Genomic DNA, 22,740 nt, shown 5'->3' with positions numbered 1-22,740 from the left:
GAAAGCCTACCGGTCAAGAGGCTCCAGGCGCAGCCATGAAGTCGTAGTGCGATCCTGTACAAAATTGTTCAAACCGGGAACAGGGGTCTTCATGACAGCTCAGGAGCCGGTCCGAGAGGCGGCCTTTGAGGAGATCGGAAGGGCCGCCGCGCTGCCGCGGCCCGCGCTGGAGATCGCCGCCGGATACGCCCTGACCGGACCCGCGCTCGATCTCGGCGCCCTCGTCTGGGACGGCCGGTGCCTCCCTGACGCCCGGATCCGTGTTCCGCTGTCCGTGCTCAACCGGCACGGTCTGGTCGCCGGGGCCACCGGCACCGGTAAGACCAGGACGATCCAGCTGATGGCCGAACAGCTCTCGGCCAACGGGGTGCCTGTCCTCCTCGCCGACATCAAGGGAGACGTCTCCGGCATGTCGGCACCCGGCAAGGACAGTGACGCGGTCCGCGAGCGCGCCGGACAGATCGGGCAGGCTTGGGCCGGACAGGGCTTCCCGTGCGAGTTCTACGGCCTCGGAGGTATCGGCCCCGGCATTCCGCTGCGTGCCACCGTCACCGACTTCGGGCCCCTGCTGCTGTCCAAGGTGCTGCAACTGAACCGGACCCAGGAGCAGTCGCTCGCGCTGATCTTCCATTACGCCGACTCCAAGGGCCTGGAGCTGGTGGACCTGAAGGATCTTCGGGCCGTGGTCGCCTTTCTCGTGTCCGGCGCCGGAGCGTCGGAGCTCAGGAGCCTCGGCGGCATCTCCACCGCCACCGCCGGGGTGATCCTGCGCTCCATCACCGCCTTCGAGCAGCAGGGCGCGGGCGGTCTCTTCGGCGAGCCGGCGTTCGACACCGCCGAGCTGCTGCGTACGGCGCCGGACGGGCGCGGGCTGGTCTCCGTACTGGAGCTGCCCGCGGTCCAGGACAAGCCGCAGCTCTTCTCGACGTTCCTGATGTGGCTGCTCGCGGATCTCTTCCACGACCTTCCCGAGGTCGGCGACGTGGAGAAGCCAGGACTGGTCTTCTTCTTCGACGAGGCCCATCTGCTGTTCGACGGGGCGTCCAAGGCGTTCCTCGAGTCGGTCACGCGGACCGTGCGGCTGATTCGCTCGAAAGGGGTCGGCATCTTCTTCGTCACGCAGACCCCGAAGGATCTGCCCGTCGATGTACTCGCCCAGCTCGGCAACCGGGTGCAGCACGCACAGCGCGCGTTCACGCCCGACGACGCCAAGGCGCTGAGGGCGACCGCGAAGACCTTCCCGAAATCTCCCTACGACCTCGAGGAGGTGCTCACCGGGCTCGGGACGGGCGAGGCGGTGATCACCGTGCTGAGCGACAGGGGCGCGCCGACACCGGTCGCGGTGACCCGGCTGCGTGCGCCGCAATCGCTGGTGGGGCCGATCGAGGCGGGTGCGCTGGACGCGGCGGTGAAGGCGTCGCCGCTGTACGGGCGATATGCCGAGGCCGTCGACCGGTCCTCGGCGTACGAGAAGCTGACGGCCGAGCAGCAGGCGGCGGAGGCGGCGGCCGAGCTCGCGGCCCGGGAGGTGCAGGAGGCGCAGGAGGCCGAACGGGTGCCGAAGGCGAGCAGAGCCTCGCACCAGCGGGAGGAGTCGCTCGCCGAGCAGGTGCTGGGGAGCGGGATCTTCACGTCGCTGGCACGGTCGGTGGGTACGCAGCTGGGGCGTGAGATCTCACGGTCGCTGTTCGGGACGGCGCGCCGCAGGCGATGAGCCCGCGGCGCGCCGCACCGCACGTGTCGTGCCCGTGCCCTACTCGGTCACGTCGTGGTCGTGACCGTCGTGCAGGCCTCCGCCGCTGCCCGCGTCACCGTCCGTGGGAACGGAGGTGACCGGCTTGCGCAGGGAACTCAGGTCGTGGGCGTAGGTGCCCACGGCGTTGGCTATGACGCCGATGTTCACCTTGAACGCCGTCATGTTGATGTTGCTCAGGTTGTCGCCCTTGGCGTGGTAGTTCACGTCGTACGCGACACCGGCCGTGCCGCCGAACTTCTTCGCCTGCGCCTCGGTCTTGATGCCTTCGGCACCGGTGAAGGTGCCGCCGGACGGGATGCCGACCTCGATGAACGGCCCGTAGTCGGAGCGGCCGGTGAAGTCGGTGCCCTCGTGCGGGGTGCCCCGCTTGTCGAGGAACTCGTTGATGTCGCGCTCGAGCTGGGCCGAGCCCGCGGGACCGGCCTCGGAGCCCACGCCGTCCGAGTCGTCGCCGTCGTAGACGAAGAGCCCGTAGTTCGGCGAGGCGATCATGTCGAAGTTCAGGTAGAGCTTGATCTCCTTCTTGCCCAGGCCGCTGAGGTTCGCGACGTAGTGCTCGGAGCCGAGCAGGCCGTTCTCCTCTGCCGACCACCAGGCGAAGCGCACCTTGTTGGCGGGGCGCTTCTCCTTCTTCGCCAGCTCCTCGGCGACCTCGAGCAGACCGGCCGAACCGGAGCCGTTGTCGTTGATGCCGGGACCTGCGGTGACCGAGTCGAGGTGCGCGCCGAGCATCACGGTGTTGGCGGCGTTGCCATGCCGGGTCTCCGCGATGACGTTGTTGGTGGAACGTGTCTGCTGGAATTCGCGGATCTCGAAGGAGACGTTGACCGGACCCCCCGCGAGGTCCGCGGCGAGCTTCTCGCCCTCGGCGAGGGTGATTCCGCCGGTCGGGATCTTGGCGTCGGCGACATTGCCGAGGGTGCCGGAGAGCGCGCCCTCGGTGTTGTTGTAGATGACCGCGCCGATCGCGCCCGCGTCGGCTGCCGCCGCCTGCTTCGCGGCGAAGGTGCAGCCGCCGCGCTTGATCAGCGCGATCTTGCCGGTGAAGGTGCCCGACGCGTAGTCGGTGGCCTCGCAGCCGGTGGTGGTGTCCACCGGTACGGCGACCAGATCGGCCTTCACGCCGCCCACCGGGGTGGACTTGGTGTAGGTCATCGCCTTGATGACGACGTCACGGGGTGTCGGCGAGACGACCGAGAGTTTCTCGGCCTGCGTCTCGGTGTAGAGGAACTCGAAGCGCTGGTACGACACGTCGTACCCGTACTTCTTCAACTGCTGGTACACATACGCGGCGGACGCGTCGTGCCCGAGTGAGCCGGCGGCGCGGTGGCCGCCCGTCGTGTCCGCTATCTGCTGGAACTTCTTCAAATGCTTGTAGGCGTCCTGCGCGGACGACCTTTCGACCAGCTTCCGTGCCAGCTTCGACGCGTCCTTGGCCGCCTGGTCGGCGGGGTCCTGACGGTGCGCTGCGGACGGGGAGGCGGATGCCAGCAGGAGCGGGGTCGCGAGTGCGGCTGCGGCCAGGGTGGCCACGGCTCTGCGATGGGATGCGTTCACAGAGGTCCTTCCCGGTGCGAACGTGGGTTGAAGGGAAGTTAGCGATCTACGCGCGTTCTGGGAACACTTCTGCCGCAACTGCCGGTGCATTTCATCGCATTGACACCCGGAGGTGATCCATCCGCTTCAACTTGCTCCGTATCAGGGCTTTTTGGCGGCACCCTCTGCTTTTGCCGCGCGCTTCATCTCCTGCTTGTGCGCCCGGACCTTGGCCAGCGACTCGGGGCCGGTGATGTCGGCCGCCGAGCGGTAGCCCGGCTCGCCGTAGACCCCGGCCGCCTCGCGCCAGCCCGTGGGCCGCACGCCGTACTGCTTGCCCAGCAGCGCCAGGAAGATCTTCGCCTTCTGCTCGCCGAAGCCCGGCAGCGCCTTCAGCCGCTTCAGCAGTTCCGCGCCGCTCTCCACGTCCCGCCACACGGCGCTCGCGTCGCCGTCGTACTCGTCGACGAGGTACTGGCACAGCTGTTGGATCCTCTTCGCCATCGACCCCGGATAGCGGTGCACGGCAGGCTTCTGCTTCAACAGCTCGGCGAAGGCGTCGGGGTCGTACGCGGCGATCTCCGCGCAGTCCGGATCGTCCCGGCCCATGCGCTGCGCGATGGTGTACGGGCCGGAGAACGCCCACTCCATCGGCACCTGCTGGTCGAGAAGCATCCCGATCAGGGCGGCGAGCGGGCTGCGGCCGAGCAGTTCGTCGGCCTCGGGCTGCTGGGCGAGATGAATGGTGGCGTTCATGCCCCGATGATCACCCGGCGGTCCGTGAGCCGCCATCCACGCGCGCGCGGACGGGTTCGCGGCAGCGGGGTCGGGGCGGTAAGCCGGCCGACCGGGATGCGTCTGCAGTACGGGACGCCGGGCCAGTGGGGTGGGCCGGTCCGGCGACCGGGAGATCGTTGCTCCGGCCCTGGCCAGGCTCCACGACGAGCAGGGCGGGATCGCGGTCCTCGACGTCCTGCCCCGGGCGGCGGCGCTGAACCCGCGGACGTCCCTGCGGCTGACGGACGCGGGAGCGACCCGGACCCGGTCGAGCCGGTGCGTCATCTCCAGCGGAAGCCCGGGATCGCGGACCACGCTGCCGATCGGATCCGGGTACGCCGTCCGGTGCGAGAGCACCCGGTCCGGGAGCCGCGGGCGCCGTATCGCGGCCTCGCTGACCGACGGGCCGGCTCGTCGGTCAGCCGCACGGCGACCCGACGACTCGCATCCTGCTGATGCCTGAGGACTGCGGTCCCCCGACGGGTACGAGCTGCCCCCGCTACGGCTCCAGCCGGGCGGCGCGGGCGCGGAGGTAGCGGGCCTCGGGGATGCTGAGCGTGCGCTGAGCCGCCAACTCGTAGGCCTGACGGGCAGCTTCGGTGTCCCCCGCCTTCTCCAGCAGATGTGCCGTTACGGCGTCCAGCCGGTGATGGCCCGCCAACCGGTCTCTCAGAGCGGCGACTTCGGTCAGCCCGGCCCGCGGTCCGTGCACCATGGCCACCGCCACGGCCCGGCCCAGCTCCGCCATCGGCTCGGGTGCGCGCTCCACCAGCAGGTCGTACAGGGCGAGAATCTGCGGCCAGTCGGTGTCGTCGGCGGTCGCCGCCTCGTCGTGCAGGGCCGCGATCGCCGCCTGCAGCTGGTAGACACCGGCCGGTCCCTGCGACAGCGCCTTCTCCACCAGGGCGGTGCCCTCGGCGATCGCGTCCCGGTCCCAGCGGCCTCGGTCCTGTTCGTCGAGCGGGATCAGTTCACCGTGCGGCCCGGTGCGGGCCGCGCTGCGGGCCTCGGTGAGCAGCATCAGCGCCAGCAGTCCGGTCACCCCGCCCTCCTCGGGCAGCAGCCGGCGCACCGCGCGGGCCAGCCGGATCGCCTCCCCGGCAAGGTCGGAACGGTGCAGATCACGGCCGGTGGTCGCCGTGTAGCCCTCGTTGAAGATCAGGTAGAGGACCTGGAGCACGACGGCGAGCCGCGCGTCGCGGTCCGCGGGAACCGGCCTGCGGAACGGCACGCCCCTGATCCGCTGCTTGGCCCGGCTGATGCGCTGCGCCATCGTCGCCTCCGGCACCAGATGCGCACGGGCGATCTCCACGGTTGTCAGACCTCCCACGGCCCGCAGGGTGAGCGCGATCTGGGCGGCCGGGGTCAGTTCGGGATGGCAGCACAGGAACAGCAGCGTGAGGGTGTCGTCCTCGGACGGGGCGCGGCCCTCTCCGGGCGGCGGCGTGGTGAACGCGTCGCGGGGGGTGAGCTGCGCGGCCGACTCCTCCCGCCGGCGGCGCGCCTCCTCGCTGCGCAGCAGGTCGGTGAGCCGGCGGGCGGCGACGCGGATCAGCCAGCCGCGCGGATTGGCGGGGACGCCGTCATCGGGCCACTGCTGCGCGGCGGCCAGCAGGGCCTCCTGCACGGAGTCCTCGGCCAGGTCGAAGTGCCCGTACCGGCGCACCAGTGCGCCGAGGACCTGCGGCGCATGCCGGCGCAGCAGGTCCTCGACCTCGGTCGTACGCCTCACACATCGCCTCCGCTGTCCAGGATGGGCCGGATGACCACGGGGTAGTCGGGGCTGCCTTCGGGGACCGGGCACCGGGCGACGCGGGCGGCGATCTCCGTGACCCGGTCCAGGCTCGCGCAGTCCAGAACCCAGTAGCCGGCGAGGAGTTCCTTGGTCTCGCCGTACGGCCCGTCCGTGATCACCGGGCGGCCGTCCTTGTCGGCGGTGACGTACCGGGTCAGCGCGGGCTCGGCCAGTCCCTGTCCGTCCACGAGCTCCCCGGACTCGGCGAGGTCGTCGTTGACGGACTGCATGAACGAGAACATCGCCTGCATGTCCTTCTCGCTCCAGGCCGGGGAGTGCTCGGACGCCTTGCCGCGCATCGCCTCGTAGTCGGCCTGTGTGCCCTGGACCATCACCAGGTACTTCATGGTCTTGCTCCCTCGGGATGAGTGGCCGCCCCTTGTGGGCAACTCTCACAGGGGACGTCGGAGCCGATGACGGATTCTCGACAGGCGCGCCGGGTTTTTCTCAGGGAGTTCGCCCGGCCCCGCGCAGGTCGGGCGGCTCCAGAAGCGCGATCTCGACCCGGTCGGCGACGCGTCAGGCGGCCGGCGGCCTGCCGTACCAGTGCACGGTCCGCCCGGCCGGGGCGTTCAGTGACTGCGGGCCGGTGCAGGCATGGACGTCCATGCCTCGTCTGGGCGGCTGCCCGGGCCGGCAGGGTTGTGGTGTACGGAGGTGAGCAGAGCCCCGGTTCCGTGTCCCCGGTCATCAACCGCCTTTCCCTCTCGTCGGGCGGCTCACCGTGCTCCCGTGTCACATCGGGCCCATGGAGCGGGTCACTTCCTCGACACTTCGCGAGGGAGGAAGGTGACTCATGGACGCCCCAGTGACGGGTCTGCGCTGCCCGTTCGTGCTGTCACTGTGATGACCCGCGGCGCCGAGGAAGTGTGACCGCCACGCCGCAGGAGTTCTCCGGGCGCTCAGCGCAGCCCGTGCCGGCGCGCCACCATCCGCTCGACCGCTGCCCGCGGCAGCAGCCGGCGCAGCGCGAACACCACTGGCGCGTTGCTGCCCACCGCGTACAGCGGCCTCGGCCGCGCGGCCTCGACCGCCCTGACCACGGTGGCGGCGACCTGCCCGGCCGAGATGCCGCTCGCCTCGTTGGCGTTCAGCGCCCGCAGCATGGTTCGGTACTCGGCCTCGAACGGCGAACCGTCGGCCACGTACTCGGTTCGCCGCTCGCTGATGCCGGTCCTGATGGAACCGGGCTCGACGGTGGTGATTCCGACGCCGTAGGGAGCGACCTCACGCCGCGCGGCGTGTGCGAAGCCCTTGATCGCCGCCTTGGAGGCCACGTACGAGGAGCGGTAGGCGAGCGGAAAACTGGCCAGCATCGAGCCGACCATGACGACGCGGCCGTATCCGCGGGCGCGCATGGCGGGCAGCACGAGCTGGGTGAGCCGCACGGCACCGAAGACGTTGAGCCGGAACAGCCGCTCGACCGCCTCCATGGGCAGTTCCTCGAGCGGTCCGTTCTGGCTTTCGCCCGCGTTGTTGACCAGGACGTCCACCGGGCCGGCCGCCGCCGCGCAGGCCTCGACCGAGGCGTCGTCGGTGAGGTCGAGCGCGAGGTACTCGACGCCGGGGACCGGGTCGGTGACCGTCGACGGATTGCGGCTGGTGCCGATCACGCGGTAGCCGCGCCCGGCGAGCGCCGCGGCGACGGCCGCACCGATCCCGGAGGACGCGCCCGTCACGAGCGCGGTCCGGCCCGTGCCGGACGCGGGGGCGCTCATGCCAGGCTCCGGGCGAGGGCGCGGCCCGCGGCGCGGCCGGAGAAGATGCAGCCGCCGAGGAACGTGCCCTCCAGCGCGTTGTAGCCGTGTACGCCTCCGCCGCCGAACCCGGCGACCTCGCCCGCCGCGTACAGCCCGTCGAAGAGCGAGCCGTCGGGCCGTACGACCTGTGAGTCGAGCGTGGTCTCGAGCCCGCCGAGGGTCTTGCGGGTGAGCAGATGCAGACGTACGGCGATCAGCGGTCCGTGCGCCGGATCGAGCAGCCGGTGCGGTTTGGCGACCCGGGTGATCCTGTCGGGCCAGTACGCGCGGGCGTTCTTGACGGACATCAGCTGGAAGTCCTTGGTGTAGGCGTTGTCCACCTCGCGGTCGCGCGCCACGATCTCCCGCTCGACCTGGGCGAAGTCGAGTTTCGGTCCCGGGTTGATCGCGTTCATGCCGTCGACGAGCTCCTGGAGGGTGGGCCGTACGACGAAGTCCTCACCGTGGTCGAGGAACGCCTGGACGGGGCCGGGGGCGCCCTTCTTCCCGCGGGACAGCACGAGCCTGAGATCTTTCCCGGTGATGTCGGGGTTCTGCTCCGAACCGGAGAGGGCGAACTCCTTCTCCACGATCGAGCGGGTGAGGACGAACCAGGTGTGGTCGTGGCCCGTCCGCACGATGTGCTTCAGCGTGGCGAGCGTGTCGTGTCCGGGGAACAGCGGCACGGGCAGCCGCTGCCCGGTCGCGTCCAGCCACAGGGAGGAGGGGCCGGGGATGATGCGGATCGCATGGTCGGGCCAGATCGGGTCCCAGTTCTTGATGCCCTCGGTGTAGTGCCACATGCGGTCGCGGTTGACGAGGGAGCCGCCCGCGCTCTCGGTGATCTCCAGCATCCGGCCGTCGACGTGCGCGGGCACGCCGGTGATCATCGATGCGGGGGCCGGTCCCACCCGGTCGGCCGGCCAGTTCCTGCGCACCAGGGCCTGGTTGCCGCCGATGCCGCCCGAGGTGACGACCACGGCCTGCGCGCGCAGCTCGAAGGCGCCTGCCGCCTCGCGCGACGACGCGGCGCCGCGAGGCTCGGAAGAGGGCGCGAGGACCGTGCCGCGCACGCCCACCGCGGCGCCGTTCTCGACGATCAGATCGTCGACCTGGTGGCGGTACCTGAACGTGACGAGGCCGCGTGCGGCCGCCGCGAGCACCGGCTCACGGAACACCCGTACCACCTCCGGCCCGGTGCCCCAGGTGAGATGGAAGCGGGGCACGGAGTTGCCGTGCCCGGCCGCCGTGCCCGCGCCGCGCTCGGCCCAGCCGACCGTCGGCATCACCCGCAGGCCGAGCCGGTGCAGATAGTCCCGCTTCTCGCCGGCGGCGAAGTCCACGTACGCGTGCGCCCACTGCCGCGGCCAGTGGTCCTCGCGGTCGCGGTCGAACCCGGCCGAGCCGAGCCAGTCGGCAAGTGCGAGATCGTGGGAGTCCTTGATGCCCATCCGGCGCTGCTCCGGGCTGTCGACGAAGAACAGCCCGCCGAGCGACCAGAACGCCTGGCCACCGAGATTGGCCTCGTTCTCCTGGTCGACGACGGTCACCCGCCGTCCGGCACGGGTCAGTTCGTACGTCGCGACCAGTCCGGCAAGACCCGCGCCCACCACTATGACATCGGCGTCGTCGCTCACTGCGGCTCCTCGGTGATCCGTGTGCTGTATGCGTGCAGCACGCTCATGAACAGCTCCTCGCGCCGGCGGCGCACCACCTTGCTGCCCGGTTCGAGCAGCACCTGTACGGCGGTGCCGTCGTGCACGGCGACGAGCGCGTGCCCGAGCGCCGCCTCGTCCTCGACCCGCCGCCCGGTCCGCGCGAGCGCCTCGACGACGACGGGCAGCAGCGTGTCGAGGATCGACTGCTCGCGTGCGGCCATGACGCGCCGCAGCGAAGGATTGCGCAGCGCGTGCGCGGTGAACTCGGCCGTCACCCGGTACCAGGCGTCGTCGACGGGGATGGCGGCCAGCGCGGCCCTGAGGCTCTCCTGGGGCGCCACCGCCGACACCTCGGCCAGCGCCTCACGCGCATCGGCGAGCATGCGCTGCGAACGCTCCTCCCACATGGCGAGGAACAGCTCGTCCAGCGAGGTGAAGTTGGAGTAGAACGCGCCGCGCGTGTAGCCGGCGCGTTCGCAGATCTGCTCGACGGTCGAGCGCCCGAAGCCCTCGTCGGCGAACACCTCGAGTGCGGCGTCGAGGAGTCGCTGCCGGGTCTGCGCACGGCGCACGGTGACGCGCTTGGGTGCGGTGGCCCCCGTGGGTGCGGTTGCGGTCATCGCCCATCCTCTCTTTCGATACATGAACGTATCCGATGCATTCGCGTATCAACAAGGGTCGTGCGAATGCCTGAGGGGCGGCGTGGTAGCCGCGAACGCGGCTACCACGGGCAAGCGGCGGTCTGCCCCCTCGCGAAGGTGCCGCGCAACAAGTGATCCACAGACCGGCCGTACACAGAGGGGGACGGCGGCCGAGCCGGAGAACGGTAAAGACCCCAGATCGGTCAACAGGTCGGCACCGGTGCTGCGTTACCGGAAAGTGGCGTACGGTGCGCGGCGCGCCCCGGGTTCCTGTGAAGCAGGAGTAATGAGCTGCTTACTCTCGGGAAACCGCCCCGGGCACGCCCGTTCGTATCGTTTTGCACGTGACGCGCATTCGAAGACGCCTTCTGCGGAAACCGCCCACTCTGCCCGGCTGGGGCACGATCCGAGGCCGTGTGGCCATCGTGCTCGCCGTCCCCACCTGTCTGTTGTTGATCCTCACCTGTCTCGGCATCGCCGACCGTGCGGCCGACTGGTCCGCGTCGCGCGAGAGTGCCGAGCGGGTCGAACTCGTCCTCAAGTCCCAGGACGTCGTGCGCGAGTTGCAGCGCGAACGTGGCCTCACCAACGGCCTCCTGGGCGGTGCCAAGGAGTACCGCGACGACGTCGACGCCCAGCGCGCACGCACCGACACCGCCCGGGACGAATTCGACGTGCTGCTCACGGAGGGCGATGCGGGAGCGGACACCGCCGACGCCCTGCGCGATGCGCTCACCCCGGTCATGGCGCTGGCCACCGTGCGCAATCTGGTCGACGCCGGCAGCGCACAGCGCACCGCGACCCTTGTCGCGTACACCGACGCGATCGACGGACTGATCTCCGCCGCGTCCGCGCAGCCGGCTCGTGGTGACGGCACCCTCTCGAAGTCGATGGGTGCGCTGCAGGCCCTCGCCCGGGCCACCGAGGCGGTCGCGCTGGAGCGCGGTTTCCTCAACGGGGTCTTCGCGGCGGGGCGTTTCAAGGACGGCGAGTTCCTCCGCTTCACCGAAGTACGGGCGGACCGGCTGGCCTTCCTGCGTCAGTACGCCGAAGTCTCCACCCCCGCCCAGCAGTCCACGCTCGACGCCGCCTTCGCCACCGGCGAGGCCCGGCGTGCCATCGGCTTCGAGAAGCGGGCCGAGGGCGGAGCCGACGGCAGCCGGCTCACCGTGAACCCCAGCAGCTGGTGGTCGTCGATGACCGCGCTCGTCGACCGACTCCACGGCGTTCAGCGGCAGATCGGCGCCGAGGTACGGGCGCGCACGGACCGGATCGGGGACGACGCCACCGGCCAGCTCGGCACTTTCATCGGTCTCGGTGTACTGATCCTCGCGGTCGCCACCGCGCTCGCCATGCTCTCCGCCCGCTCGATCACCCGCCCGCTCGTCGCCCTCGCCGACGAGGCCGACCTGGTCGCCCGTACCGGGCTGCCCGCCGCCGTCGCCCGGATTCAGCGGGCCGAGGCGGACGAGGAACTCGTCTCCGCGTCGCGCCGGCGGGTGCCGGACGGCGCCCGCGAGTTCACCCGGCTCGCCACAGCGCTGCACAACGTCGAGCACACGGCGATCGGTCTGGCGACCGAGCAGGCCGTGCTGCGCCGCAACAATTCCGAGTCGCTCGCCAGCCTCGGCCGCCGCAACCAGGCGCTGCTCTCCCGACAACTCGGCCTGATCACTGTCCTGGAGAGCCAGGAGGTCGACCCGGACGCACTCGGCGAACTCTTCGAACTCGATCACCTGGCCACCCGCATGCGCCGCAATGCCGAATCGCTGCTCGTGCTCGCGGGGGAGGAGCTGCCGCCGCGCACCTGGTCGGGCATGGTGGCGGCGACCGAGGTGGTGCAGTCGGCGATCGCCGAGGTCGAGCAGTACCAGCGGGTCGCCGTGGTCGATGTGGAGGCCGGCCGGATCCACGGCCGGGCGGTCGCCGAGCTCTCCCATCTGCTCGCCGAACTCATCGAGAACGCCCTGGTCTTCTCCCCTCCCACGCACCCGGTCGAGATCTACGGCTGGCGCGACGGCGCCGAGTACTGCCTCGCAGTCGTCGACCGCGGTTCCGGTATGACCGCCGAGGAACTCGCCCGCTCCAACGCCCGGCTCGCGGGCCGGGAGTCCTTCCTGGTCGCCCCGACGCGCTACCTCGGCCATTACGTCGTCGGGACCCTCGCGGCCCGGCTCGGTGCCCAGGTCGAACTGCGGCCCACGCAGGGGCAGGAGGGTGTCTGCGGAGTCACGGCGTACATCGCCCTGCCCGCCACGCTCGTCAATGTGCCTCAGGCGCAGTCGGCGACGGCCGGGTGATCCCGGCCGCGCCAGGGGCCGGCTCCCAGGTCGTCGGCTCCCGGGGTCGGCGACGAGCGGGCGCGGGCATCGGCGGGGCACCGCGCGGACTCATCGCGAAGTGGTGCCCCCCCCGTCGTGCGCGTGGAGGCGACCAGAAGGTCAGGATCACTGCGGCGGCCGCCAGAACGCCCGCGGTGAGGTAGAGACCGGTGGCGAACGCGTCTCCTGGCAGCGGCGCTGCCCCCGAGTGGGCGTGGAGGAGCGTCGCCCCGACGAGTGCGGTGCCGAGCGTTCCGCCGACCTGCAGGCACATCTCCAGAAGTCCCGACGCACCGCCGCGGCGACCCGGCGGCGGTGCGGACATGGCGATGGACATGGCCGGGTTGTACACGAAAGGGATCGACGTTCCCCAGACCAACAGGGCCGCGCCGAAGGGCCAGTAGCTGTGGATCCCCGCCGCGACGCCCATCAGGGCGAAGCCGAGCGCTCCGCCCCCCCGCCCGCCACCGTCAGCGTCCGGGCACCGAAGCGCCGTGCCGGCGCCCCGGTGGCCGGCGCGAGGACGACGGTGGGCAGCATGGCGAGACCGGCGGCCGACGGGCTGAGCCCGAGCGCGTCCTGCACATGGGAGAGCGCGACGCTGATCCCGAGGTCATCCCTGATCGTCGGGAGCACCCCGACGACGGTCTCGTCCACGAACGTCATGGCCAGGGCAAGACTCGACGCCACCAGCACCCACCGCTGCCGTCGGCGACCGGGCGCGGTTTCGGCACCCCTCGCTGCCCTCGGCGAAACCATGGGCCGACGGATCCCCGCAGCGGATTCCGCGTGGCACCACGCAGAGGTAGTGGCGCCACGCGCCCGTCAGCGTGCGAAGCCCTTGGCTCGGGAGAAAGAAGCCCTTGACTCGGGAGAAATAGGGAGGAAAATGCTGACTACACCAGAAAACCAGAGCGAGCCGCACCACCGGTGGAGACGTCCATCGATGAGCGTGACCACTTGTTGGCTCTGGCCAGGCCCCCGGCGGCCCTCTCCATCTCAGAAGTTTCAGTGACGGCTGGAGCTCATGGAATGGAGAAGGACTACCGGGGACTGCATGTTTGCATGAACCCAAGGCTGTCCGACCTGCGCAGAAGCGGGACGGGCGGCCTTTTTGTGTGCCCGGCTTCGCGGCTTCGTACCGCCTGAAACCGCGGTGAAGCCGCGGTGAAGCTCACTGCGCACACGCTCTGCGGCATGACTTCGAACCCACGCCTCACCCCGACCCGAGCGGCCATCGCGGCCACCGGGCTGCGCAAGTCGTACGGCGACAAGGTCGTGCTCGACGGCATCGATCTGAGCGTCCCCCAGGGCACGGTCTTCTCGCTGCTCGGCCCCAACGGCGCCGGCAAGACCACCGCCGTCCAGATCCTGTCGACGCTGATCACCGCCGACGGCGGCCGGCTGAGCGTCGCAGGGCACGACCTGGCCACGGCCCCCCATGCGGTACGCGCCGCGATCGGTGTCACCGGACAGTTCTCCGCGGTGGACAACATGATCACAGGCGAGGAGAACATGCTCCTCATGGCGGACCTGCACCACCTGCGCCGCCGCGAGGGCCGGCGGATCACCGCAGAGCTGCTCGAGCGGTTCGATCTGGCCGACGCGGCCAGGAAGCCGGCCTCCACCTACTCCGGCGGTATGCGACGCCGCCTCGACATCGCCATGACCCTGGTCGGCGCCCCGAGCGTGATCTTCCTCGACGAGCCGACCACCGGACTCGACCCGCGCAGCCGCCGCACCATGTGGGAGATCATCCGCGACCTGGTGGCCGACGGGGTCACGGTCTTCCTGACGACCCAGTACCTGGAGGAGGCCGACCAGCTCGCGGACCGGATCGCGGTCCTCAACCAGGGGAAGCTGGTCGCGCAGGGCACCCCCGACGAGCTCAAGCGCCTTGTCCCCGGCGGTCATGTCCGGCTGCGGTTCGACGAGGGCAGCACATTCGAAGCGGCCGCCCGTGCGTTCGGCGTGGGTCCGGGCGACGCCGACGCGCTCACTCTGAGCATCCCGAACGACGGCAGCGTGCGCGGACTGCGGGCCGTTCTCGACGTGCTCGACGCCGCGTCGGTCGAAGTCGACGAGCTGTCCGTGCACACCCCCGATCTCGACGACGTCTTCTTCGCGGTCACCGGCCGCCCCGACAACGAGAAGGTGCAAGCCCGATGAGCTCGATGACCACCCCGTCGTACGCCGTGCGCGACTCCGCCACCATGCTGCGGCGCAACCTGCTGCACGCCAGGCGCTACCCCTCCATGACGATCGGCGTCGTGGCCATGCCGATCATCATGCTGCTGCTCTTCGTGTACGTCTTCGGCAGCGCGCTGAGCAATGGGCTCGGCGGCGGCGGAGACCGTGCCGCGTACATCGCGTATGTCGTCCCCGGAATCCTGCTGATCACCGTCGGCTCGGGGGCGACGCCCACTGCGGTGGCCGTCTGCACCGACATGGCTGAGGGGATCGTCGCCCGCTTCCGCACCATGGCGATCTCCCGCGCCTCTGTCCTGATCGGCCATGTGGTCGGCAGTGTGATCCAGACGCTGGTCAGCCTGGCTCTGGTGGTCGGTGTCGCCCTCGCCATCGGATTCCGGTCCAGCGCGACGCCCGTGGAGTGGCTGGCAGCGGCCGGGATCCTGGCTCTGATCGCCCTCGCGCTCACCTGGCTGGCGGTCGGCCTGGGCCTGAAGTCCCCGAACCCCGAGGCGGCGAGCAACGCCGTGCTGCCGCTCTCGTTCCTGCTGCCCTTCGTCAGCAGCGCCTTCGTGCCGGTCGAGTCGATGCCGGCCTGGATCCGCTGGTTCGCCGAGTACCAGCCGTTCACCACGGTCATCGAGACCCTGCGCGGGCTGCTGACCGGCACGGAGATCGGCAACAACGGACTGATGGCCGTCGCCTGGTGCCTCGGCATCACCGTGGCCGGCCACCTCTGGTCGAAGAGGGTCTTCGACCGTGACCCCCGGTAGCGACGGTCACGGCCGGCTGCGCCTCGGCCGACGGACCGGCCACGGCGCCCACTCCTGCCTGGGCGCGGCCCTCGGCCGTCCGACTGCGTCGCTGGTCCTCGGACAGTGGCTCGTCCAGCGGCGGGACACCGCACTCGCCGTGCGCCGGGACGAGCTGGAGTTCGGGCACCGGCCGGCGGACGGCTTCCACCTGATCCGGCTGCCGGTACGGCTCCAGGAACTCAGCGGGCTGCCCTCTCCCGCTCCTCCAGCGCCGCGAGCGCGGCGGCCCGCAGCGCGTCCCCGTCCAGGGCGGCGTACTCCGACACGGCGTCGGCGTACGCCGCCCTGTCGGCCTGTTCGGCCGCATTCCGGGCCCGGGCGGAGGACATGGTCGGCTGGAAGTTGCGCAGATGGCGGAAGCGGTCCGCCAGGGCGACACAGCGCGTCCCCGATCGCGTACGACCGTGATCGAGGTCGACCGCTCCGAGCGCGAGCAGCAGTGCCCCGCAGACCGGAAGGTTCACCAGGGCCGGCAGGCCGGCGCGGCGCGTCAGCAGCGCCGTGAGCCTGTCGTGCAGGACATCGGTGATCTCCTCGACGAGGTCGAGCCGGCCGTGCCACGCATGGGCGGTCACGGCGACGGCCTGGACCTCCAGGATCCAGGGCTCCAGGTCCAGTTCGGCGCCGAAGACCGGGCCCGCGCTGCTTCGCACCTGATCGACGGCCCGGCGCCACAGACGCAGACCCGCCTCGGTCTCGCCCCGCGCGAGCGCGATCTCCGCGCGTGCCCCGAGGCCGGGTGTGAGCACGTCCGCCGTGTCGCGCGGCTGGTTGAGCGCCACCTGTTCCAGCCAGTGCTCCGCCTCGTCGAGTGCGCCGGTCTGCAGACCGGCGAGCACCATTCCCCAGCGGATCCCGAGCGAGTCGGTCCACACCCCGAGCTTCTCGAGAACGTGCAGGGCCGACTTCAGGTGGGGCAGTGCCTCGCCTCCCCGCTCCGCCTGCAGGCACAGTTCGCCCATCCGACAAGGGGCCATGACCTGTGCCCACGGGATGCACCTGCCCTCGAAGGCCGCGAGCATCCGGCGGGCCGCCGCCAGCGCGCGGTCCAGGTCGTACTCGCTCTCCCACACATAGCTGGCCACGCAGTTGGCGACGCCGGCAAGGAGGGGCTCGTCGCTGTCGCACAGCGCGATCAGCGCCGAGTGCTCCGGGTCCGAGCCCGGGCCCAGCAGTTGGGGTGCGGCGCACAGCACCATCGAGAGGGCCCCGATCAGGGTGTCCGGTGAGGCCGGGGGCAGTCGGCGCAGGGCGACGAGGGGGCGTACCGCCCCGGGACCGACCCCCAGGAACAGATTCGCGGTGCACATGACGGCGGCGGTCCGGGTGACCTCGACGAGGGCCGGCCCGGGCCGGAAGTGGGAGAGCAGCGGTCCGGTGTCCTGGGTGAGCGGGACGAGGCGGGTGTAGTTGGCCTCGGTGGTCCACAGGCTGCCGAGCACCGCGGTGGTCGCCGCGACGGTGGCGCCGTCCTCCCGGGCGAGGCCGAGGCGCAGTGCCTGGACGAGGTTGTCCTGCTCGGCCCTGATCCGCTCCCAGGACGCGAAGGGGTCGGGCCCGAACGAGGCATCGTGGTGGGCCGTCCCGAAGTCGCGTGCCCACGCCATGAACTGCCCGGTCACATGGTCGTCCTCGCCGGCCTCCGACCGTCGGGCCGTGCTGAATTCCCGTACGGTCTCCAGCATTCCGAAGCGTATGCCGGACACCGTGTCGGTGACCTTGAGCAGGGACTGGCCGGCCAGGTCCTCGAGGACCTCCAGGATGTCGCTGCCGCCGAACACCCCCTCGGATCCGAGCAGTTGCCGAGCCGCGTCCGCCGTGAAGCCGCTGGGAAAGACCGACAGCGCGCGCAGCGCCGCCCGCCCCGCCGGATCCAGGAGGTTCCAGCTCCAGTCGACGACGGCGCGCAGCGTGCGGTGGCGCTGCGGCGCGTCCCGCGCCCCGCCCCGCAGCAGGGCGAACCGGTCCTCGAGCCGGAGGGCGATCTCGCCGACCGACATCACCCGTATCCGCGCCGCCGCCAGTTCCGCGGCCAGCGGCAGCCCGTCCAGATGGCGGCAGAGCTCGGCCACCGTATCGGCGGGCAGCTCGACACCGGGGCGTGCAGCCCGCGCCCGCTGCTCGAACAGCTCGACGGTCGTCGGCAGGGTCAACTCCGGCAGCGGATAGACCGATTCGGAGGAGATGCCGAGCGGGGCCCGGCTGGTCGTGAGCACCCGCAGATCGCGGGTCATCGACACCAGGGCCCGCACCAGCTCGGCCACGCCGCGGATGACATGTTCACAGTTGTCGAGAACCAGGAGCGCGGGACCTGGGCCGAGGGCCCCCACAATGCCGGTGAGGACATCCGTCGGGAGGGCGAAGTGGCTCACCGCAGGGCGCAGCGACTCACCTACGCCGAGGACCGAGGCGACCTCGCCGACCACGTCGGCGTCGCTGGTGAGACCCGCGAGCGCGACCAGGTGCACCACCCGCTGCTCCGCCTCGCGGCTCACCACGTGCGCGAGCCGGGTCTTGCCCAGGCCGCCCGCCCCGACGATCGAGGTGACCCGGGAGGTGCGCAGCATCTGGGCCACCGCGGCGATATCCGCGTCGCGGCCGAGCAGCGGGTTGGGCTCGTGCGGAACCCCGCGGCGGACCGCGGGCGCCTCACCCTGCAACAGCTCTTGGTGCACGGCCTGCAACGCGGGCCCCGGGTCGGTGCCGAGTTCGTCGCGCAGCGTTCGGCGATAGCCGTCGTACGTCGCCAGAGCGGCGGAAGGCCCCGCGGTGGCAGCCTCGCAGCGCAGCAGCTCGAGCAGCACCTCCTCGTCCCGCGGCAGCTCCCGTGCCAGGCCGGCGAGCGGCTCGACCGCCTCGGCCCGGCGGCCGAGCCGTGCGAGGGCCAGCGCGCGGACCCGCGTGAGCGACCGATACGTCGGGGCCCGCTCCGCACGCAGCGCCGACACCGGGTCGTCGGATACGGCGTCCGCCTGCAAGGCGCCGGCGCCACCCCACAGCGCAAGCCCTGCCTCGGCGTGCGCGAGCGCCGCCGCGTGGTCCCCGGCCCGGGAGCGCTCCGCGCCGGCGGCGGCGCGGAGCAGGACGGCGGAGCTGTCGACCTGGTCCTCGCCCAGCGCGAGGCGGTAGCCGGTGGGGGTACTCGCGATCACGTCGGCGCCGAGGCGTGCCCGGGCGCGCGAGACAAGGATCTGCAGTGCCTTGGCCGGGTTCTCCGGCCGCTCGTCCGGCCAGAGCCCGTCCACCAGGAGCGCGGTGCTGCACCCTGTGCGCAGCTCGCCCGCGAGGAGGGCGAGCAGGCCGCGCAGCCGGGGTGCGGTGATCTCCTGGTCGCGGCAGGAGACCCTCGTCAGCAGCGTCAACTCGGTGTTCACCCAAGAAGGTTAGCCAGCCTGCCGAGCTACCCCGGAAGTTCGGTGCGCTCCCACCATTCGTAGACGGGCAAGGAGCCCTCGGCGGTTTCCTGCTGGCGCGGCGTGGCCCGGAAGTGTTCGTATCCACCCCGGAACGGGATCTTGATGTCGAGCCCGGGCGTGGTGACGGAGACGATCCGCTCCGGAAGTTCGTCGGGGCCGCCCACCAGGACTGCCTTCGTTTCGTTGGTCATGGCGAAAGTCTCCCCGGAGGGTGGACCGGCTCCTCCTTGACGCGCCGAGTGCTGCCAGGTGGACCGGTTCAGGAACAGGAGGCGAAGCCCGGCAGCTGCCGGACGCCGTCTCACGCATAGGCGGGGATGCTCCAGAGCGGGGCCGCGTACTGCTCCGGGCGGCTGCTGATCAGAAGAGCTCTCAGGTCCTGGCGCTGCTCTCCGCTGAGGCCGAGGGCCTCGGTGATCCGGCGGAACGTCGTGTGGCTGACACCGCGGGTGCGGGCTTCGGCCTCGAACTGGTCGAGTTGGCGGAGCGTGCGGTGCGGGTCGAGCTCCTGCTCCGGCAGGCCGGTGAGCCAACTGGCCTTGGTGCGCTCGTAGTCGATCTCGGAGTAGCCACAGATGTCCCGGCTGTACTGCTCGGCCTCCTCCAGCGTCTCCGTCTCCAGGAGAGCTCGGGCAAGCTCGTTGCGCTCGAGGGCGTCGTCCAGGTCGGCTTCATGGACGGTGGGCCCTTCGTCGGTGAGGGGGACCGGCAGTCCTGCGTCCCTGACCTCGCACAGACCGCGCACCCCTCGCGCCGTGGCCGCGAGCATGGCGGTGGCCTCCGAGGGGTGCCACTCCAGTACGGGGCCGACCGGCTGGACGTGGCCGGCCGTGAGGGTCAGGACCGAGGCACCCAAGCGGTCCCGCACAACGTCGGCGAGGAGGTCGCCGTCGAGGCCGGGGCCGGCGACCAGAAGCCGTACGGGGGCGTTGACTTGGCAGCATGCGGCCAGGGTGAGGGCGTCGGCGAGCGGGCTGCGGAGCGTGGGTTCGTCGCCCTTGGCGAGAATGTCCCCGCCGACGTCCAGGAGGTCGATGGACTCGGGCGCCAGGTGCCGGACGAGTTCTTCGAGCTGGCGGGTGATGCCCTCGGCGCCGTGGTGCGGATCGATCAGGGCGAAGGTCTGCGGCAGCTCGGCGGCAAGTCGTGGGAGGGTCGACCCTGCGGGCGCCACCGGACGCGCGTCGCCCGGTACGGCCTGGACGCTTCTGGTGAGGCGGCGCAGGCCGGTGAAGTCGGCCGGCCCTCTCGGACCTGGCACGGGATCGATCAGCAGGCGGTCCCACGCGTAGGTGAGCACCACCGCCGGGCCTTCGTCGCCGTAAAGGGCGGTGTCCACCATCGCGGCGGCGACAGCGTCGCCCCCGCCACCTGCTGCCACGATCAAGCGCGTCACCCTTGCCAGCGTACGGGTACCGGCCTGGTCATTCATCCGAGCAGGTTCGGCGGAGGCAACTCCGCGGTGCGGTCACGGGCCCTGGCCGGGGAAGCGCGAGCCCCGTACCTCGAACCTGCCGACGGAACGAGATGAACACGGGCCGAACACACCGCCGAACCCCGGCAGCGGCAGGCCGCCGACCGGTGGCCGCAGCTCCGCCACCGACCGCATGGTGCGCGCGCTGCTGCGCCGCCGCGAGAAAGTCGCTGACCGCCGAGGACGTCACCGTCACCGACAGGCCCCTCCTGGGACCGGGCTCCACCGGACACTGCGGGCGACGAGCCGCTCCTGCGCGCCCTACGCTGTGACAAGCAGATGGAACGCCGCGGTCGACCCTGCGGGGTGATGGACATGCTCGACCTGTCCGCCAGGCTGTCTCACACGCCGACCACGCGGTCGCGGGCGCCGTGGCCGCATCACGAGTACGTCAGGGGCTGGGGCGTGTTCTCGCTGCCCTTCGACTCCGGTCACCTGCTCGCGCTCCGGGTCTTCCCCGAGGGCTCCTTCGGCCCCTACCGCACACTCTGGCATCGCGATCCGGGCGGCAGCTGGTCCATCTACGTCGACGGGACACGACTCGACACGGCGTGCCCCCGGTACTTCGGCCCCGCCTGCGGGCGTACCGGATACGCACACATCGGCGTCACCTGGACCGGCCCGGCATCCCTGCGCGTGACCATGGACTCTCCGTCACTGGACTGGGCCCTCACGGCGTCCTCGACCCGCCTTCTGGACGTCCTCAACATCATCGGCTCAGGGCTCCCGCTCGCCTCGTGGCGTCTCAAGTCCCTCGTCCGGGCCCGGGAGCTGGTGGCTCGCGCACTGGGTATGGGACGTCTGCAGATGTCCGCCGTGACGCCGAGCGGCCATACCGCCTTGCTCATGCCTCAGCGGATGTACGTCGTCAACGACGCACAGGCCGCACTCGACGGCCTCGACCTCGGCTGCCCCGTCCGTCTGCCGAACAACCCCCGCATCGGCGACGTGCCCCTGCCGGCCCGAGGCGTCCTCGCCATCGGCGGAGCGGTCTGGGAAATCCTGGACCAGGCCGAATACGAACGCACCCGTTCCGAGACCGCCGGGCAGTACACCTAGGGTGCCTTCCCGGAAGAACGACAGCCCACGCCGGGCCTCACGATGCAGCCGCCGGCGGCCGGAACCGACGGCCCGGCATCCCCATGGGCTTCGCCCCGGTGGCCCCCGGGCGTTGATCTCGACTCCTCGTCGGTCACCCGCGGGGGTCGGCGTGCCGGCAGAGCCGGCGCTGTTCGTATCCGCCGGGCACATCGGCGCCTACGGCGGCCCAGAACGCCCGGGACTCGGCGAAGTGATCGCCGAGGGTGTGCCAGGCCAGACCGCGGTTCTCCCACAGCAGCGCGGCGAGAGCGGCCGAGGCCAGCCCGCACCGCTGGTACCGCGGCAGGGTATGGGGCTGCTCGACCCAGCCGAGTCGGCAGCGGCGGCAGATCCGGTAGTCGACGGCGAACACGAATTCGGCGTCAAGGCTGGCTGCGCGCCGACGCCAGCCGATCCGCTCTGCCGAGATCGTGTCCTGCCACGGGGTGCCCGGCTCAGGTATGACCGCTCGGCCGACTCGTCGGCCGAGCCGCCCTCCGATGACCCGTCGCAGTGCCTCGCGCCAGTGTTCGGGCCCGGACGCGTGCCCTACCTCGCGCACCTGGCCGGCCAGGTGCCGCGCCGCTTGCCTGTCGCCCTCGTTCCTCATGCCCTTCATCGTTCCCCGATCTCGTGGGCGGCAGCTGTGCTCACCCCCCGAGGCTCAGCCCGCTCAGCCGTCACCGGCGCTTCAGGGGTGCAGGAATTCGAACAGGAGTATGATTTAGGCATGGCCGACACCGACTTCCCACAGGATTTGCGCGACGCGCAGATCCGGCTGCACCGGGTGCATTGCGAGTACGCGGCGCTGTGCCGTGCCCTGCCGTGGTCGGTCGAGCCTCACCCGGGATGGACCGGGGACAAGCAGCCCTACAGCGACTACGTGGGCTCGATGCCGGACAGCCCCGGCTACACGGAGCAGCAGAAGGCCGACGAGGCACGGCTGCGGGCCGAGCGGCTCGAGCTGTCGATCTTCGTGTCGACGCATCCGTACTGGTCGACGGTCGAGCGGGACAAGGTGGTGGACGAGCGCATGCGTCTGAAGAGGATCTCCCGGCCTGCCGAGGGCGCGGCTCCTGCGGCCCATGAGGCGGTATAGGCGCCGGGGGGAATCCGCATCCAGGACACCGTCGGGGAGTTGCCGCGGGTCGGCGATGTGCTCCGGGAGCCGCCGAAGGCCACGTCGGCCGGACAACGTCGAAGGGCCCCACCGTGAACGGTGGGGCCCTTCGACGTATTGCCCGGTGAGAGCAATGGCGGAGGATACGAGATTCGAACTCGTGAGGGGTTGCCCCCAACACGCTTTCCAAGCGTGCGCCCTAGGCCACTAGGCGAATCCTCCGCGGCAAACAATACAAGACGTTGAGGAGTGCTCGCGAACCTGTTCCCGGAGCTCCATCCGGGTGTGCCCGACCACCCCCGCCGATCGGGTAACCTGGGCGCAGCCCCTCACGTGGCGCTATCTGACTGAACTCCCCCAGGGCCGGAAGGCAGCAAGGGTAGGTCGGCTCTGGCGGGTGCGTGAGGGGCGCTTTGCGTTCG

19 protein-coding genes, 1 tRNA gene and 1 other RNA gene are annotated in these 22,740 nt (G+C 71.0%); 7 read left to right on the top strand and 14 right to left on the bottom strand.

Annotated features, from left to right (window positions below):
* The first annotated feature begins 91 nt into the window (after nt 1-91).
* Nucleotides 92-1,714, top strand: a complete 1,623-nt coding sequence (locus ACFYWI_RS28275; protein WP_389237819.1) for a helicase HerA-like domain-containing protein — start codon at nt 92-94, stop codon at nt 1,712-1,714.
* 39 nt (nt 1,715-1,753) lie between these two features.
* Here the strand turns inward: ACFYWI_RS28275 and ACFYWI_RS28270 are convergent, their stop codons facing one another.
* The 7 genes from ACFYWI_RS28270 to ACFYWI_RS28240 form a co-directional block, all read right to left on the bottom strand.
* Complete coding sequence (locus tag ACFYWI_RS28270; RefSeq protein ID WP_389237962.1) at nt 1,754-3,289, bottom strand: M28 family metallopeptidase; 1,536 nt, start codon at nt 3,287-3,289, stop codon at nt 1,754-1,756.
* A gap of 165 nt (nt 3,290-3,454) precedes the next feature.
* Nucleotides 3,455-4,048, bottom strand: a complete 594-nt coding sequence (locus ACFYWI_RS28265; protein WP_389237817.1) for an HhH-GPD-type base excision DNA repair protein — start codon at nt 4,046-4,048, stop codon at nt 3,455-3,457.
* A 520-nt stretch (nt 4,049-4,568) separates the two neighbouring features.
* Nucleotides 4,569-5,801, bottom strand: coding sequence for an RNA polymerase sigma factor (locus ACFYWI_RS28260; protein WP_389237815.1), 1,233 nt, complete (start codon nt 5,799-5,801; stop codon nt 4,569-4,571).
* On the bottom strand, nt 5,798-6,211 hold the full coding sequence (locus ACFYWI_RS28255) for a YciI family protein (RefSeq protein WP_389237813.1): 414 nt from the start codon (nt 6,209-6,211) through the stop codon (nt 5,798-5,800). Before ACFYWI_RS28255 ends, ACFYWI_RS28260 begins: the two co-directional genes overlap by 4 nt.
* A gap of 555 nt (nt 6,212-6,766) precedes the next feature.
* Nucleotides 6,767-7,582 (bottom strand): SDR family NAD(P)-dependent oxidoreductase, encoded by an 816-nt coding sequence (locus tag ACFYWI_RS28250; protein ID WP_389237811.1) that lies wholly within the window; start codon nt 7,580-7,582, stop codon nt 6,767-6,769.
* Nucleotides 7,579-9,240: an FAD-binding dehydrogenase gene (locus ACFYWI_RS28245; RefSeq protein ID WP_389237809.1), complete on the bottom strand. Its 1,662-nt coding sequence runs from the start codon at nt 9,238-9,240 to the stop codon at nt 7,579-7,581. The genes ACFYWI_RS28250 and ACFYWI_RS28245 overlap by 4 nt, the downstream gene beginning before the upstream one ends.
* Nucleotides 9,237-9,881 (bottom strand): TetR/AcrR family transcriptional regulator, encoded by a 645-nt coding sequence (locus tag ACFYWI_RS28240; protein ID WP_389237807.1) that lies wholly within the window; start codon nt 9,879-9,881, stop codon nt 9,237-9,239. The genes ACFYWI_RS28245 and ACFYWI_RS28240 overlap by 4 nt, the downstream gene beginning before the upstream one ends.
* 365 nt (nt 9,882-10,246) lie before the next feature.
* Between ACFYWI_RS28240 and ACFYWI_RS28235 the strand changes: the two genes are divergently transcribed.
* Entirely contained in the window at nt 10,247-12,202 is a 1,956-nt protein-coding gene (locus ACFYWI_RS28235) for a nitrate- and nitrite sensing domain-containing protein (RefSeq protein ID WP_389237805.1), read from the top strand.
* On the opposite strand, the gene ACFYWI_RS28230 is transcribed toward ACFYWI_RS28235, so the two are convergent.
* Both ACFYWI_RS28230 and ACFYWI_RS28225 read right to left on the bottom strand, forming a co-directional pair.
* Nucleotides 12,165-12,653 carry a hypothetical protein gene (locus ACFYWI_RS28230; protein WP_389237803.1) on the bottom strand — a complete coding sequence of 163 codons (489 nt, stop codon included), beginning with the start codon at nt 12,651-12,653 and terminating at the stop codon, nt 12,165-12,167. The two genes, ACFYWI_RS28235 and ACFYWI_RS28230, sit on opposite strands and share 38 nt — an antisense overlap.
* Nucleotides 12,653-12,913 (bottom strand): hypothetical protein, encoded by a 261-nt coding sequence (locus ACFYWI_RS28225; protein ID WP_389237801.1) that lies wholly within the window; start codon nt 12,911-12,913, stop codon nt 12,653-12,655. The genes ACFYWI_RS28230 and ACFYWI_RS28225 overlap by 1 nt, the downstream gene beginning before the upstream one ends.
* Nucleotides 12,914-13,420: 507 nt before the next feature.
* On the opposite strand from ACFYWI_RS28225, the gene ACFYWI_RS28220 reads away from it, so the two are divergent.
* Nucleotides 13,421-14,392: an ATP-binding cassette domain-containing protein gene (locus ACFYWI_RS28220; RefSeq protein ID WP_389237799.1), complete on the top strand. Its 972-nt coding sequence runs from the start codon at nt 13,421-13,423 to the stop codon at nt 14,390-14,392.
* A gap of 5 nt (nt 14,393-14,397) precedes the next feature.
* On the top strand, nt 14,398-15,186 hold the full coding sequence (locus tag ACFYWI_RS28215; RefSeq protein ID WP_389237960.1) for an ABC transporter permease: 789 nt from the start codon (nt 14,398-14,400) through the stop codon (nt 15,184-15,186).
* Between the two features lie 221 nt (nt 15,187-15,407).
* Here ACFYWI_RS28215 and ACFYWI_RS28210 read toward each other — a convergent pair whose 3' ends face one another.
* The 3 genes from ACFYWI_RS28210 to ACFYWI_RS28200 form a co-directional block, all read right to left on the bottom strand.
* Nucleotides 15,408-18,602 (bottom strand): ATP-binding protein, encoded by a 3,195-nt coding sequence (locus ACFYWI_RS28210; protein WP_389237797.1) that lies wholly within the window; start codon nt 18,600-18,602, stop codon nt 15,408-15,410.
* A 26-nt stretch (nt 18,603-18,628) separates the two neighbouring features.
* Nucleotides 18,629-18,835 (bottom strand): DUF5988 family protein, encoded by a 207-nt coding sequence (locus ACFYWI_RS28205; protein ID WP_389237795.1) that lies wholly within the window; start codon nt 18,833-18,835, stop codon nt 18,629-18,631.
* Nucleotides 18,836-18,945: 110 nt separating this feature from the next.
* Entirely contained in the window at nt 18,946-20,040 is a 1,095-nt protein-coding gene (locus ACFYWI_RS28200; protein WP_389237793.1) for a DUF1152 domain-containing protein, read from the bottom strand.
* Nucleotides 20,041-20,427: 387 nt separating this feature from the next.
* Between ACFYWI_RS28200 and ACFYWI_RS28195 the strand changes: the two genes are divergently transcribed.
* Nucleotides 20,428-21,177 (top strand): hypothetical protein, encoded by a 750-nt coding sequence (locus tag ACFYWI_RS28195; protein ID WP_389237791.1) that lies wholly within the window; start codon nt 20,428-20,430, stop codon nt 21,175-21,177.
* Nucleotides 21,178-21,310: 133 nt separating this feature from the next.
* Here ACFYWI_RS28195 and ACFYWI_RS28190 read toward each other — a convergent pair whose 3' ends face one another.
* Entirely contained in the window at nt 21,311-21,808 is a 498-nt protein-coding gene (locus ACFYWI_RS28190; RefSeq protein WP_389237789.1) for a hypothetical protein, read from the bottom strand.
* Nucleotides 21,809-21,928: 120 nt separating this feature from the next.
* Here ACFYWI_RS28190 and ACFYWI_RS28185 point away from each other — a divergent pair, with 120 nt between their 5' ends.
* Nucleotides 21,929-22,297 carry a hypothetical protein gene (locus ACFYWI_RS28185; RefSeq protein ID WP_389237787.1) on the top strand — a complete coding sequence of 123 codons (369 nt, stop codon included), beginning with the start codon at nt 21,929-21,931 and terminating at the stop codon, nt 22,295-22,297.
* 155 nt (nt 22,298-22,452) lie between these two features.
* On the opposite strand, the gene ACFYWI_RS28180 is transcribed toward ACFYWI_RS28185, so the two are convergent.
* Nucleotides 22,453-22,540 (bottom strand) — tRNA-Ser (locus ACFYWI_RS28180).
* A gap of 98 nt (nt 22,541-22,638) precedes the next feature.
* Between ACFYWI_RS28180 and ffs the strand changes: the two genes are divergently transcribed.
* Nucleotides 22,639-22,737: signal recognition particle sRNA small type (ffs, locus tag ACFYWI_RS28175), an RNA gene on the top strand.
* Nucleotides 22,738-22,740: the final 3 nt, after the last annotated feature.

It is taken from the genome of Streptomyces sp. NPDC002889 (assembly GCF_042888425.1).
Taxonomy (GTDB): Bacteria; Actinomycetota; Actinomycetes; order Streptomycetales; family Streptomycetaceae; genus Streptomyces.
Note: the sequence above shows the minus strand (reverse complement) of the source record. Positions and strands in the feature narration are given on the sequence as shown.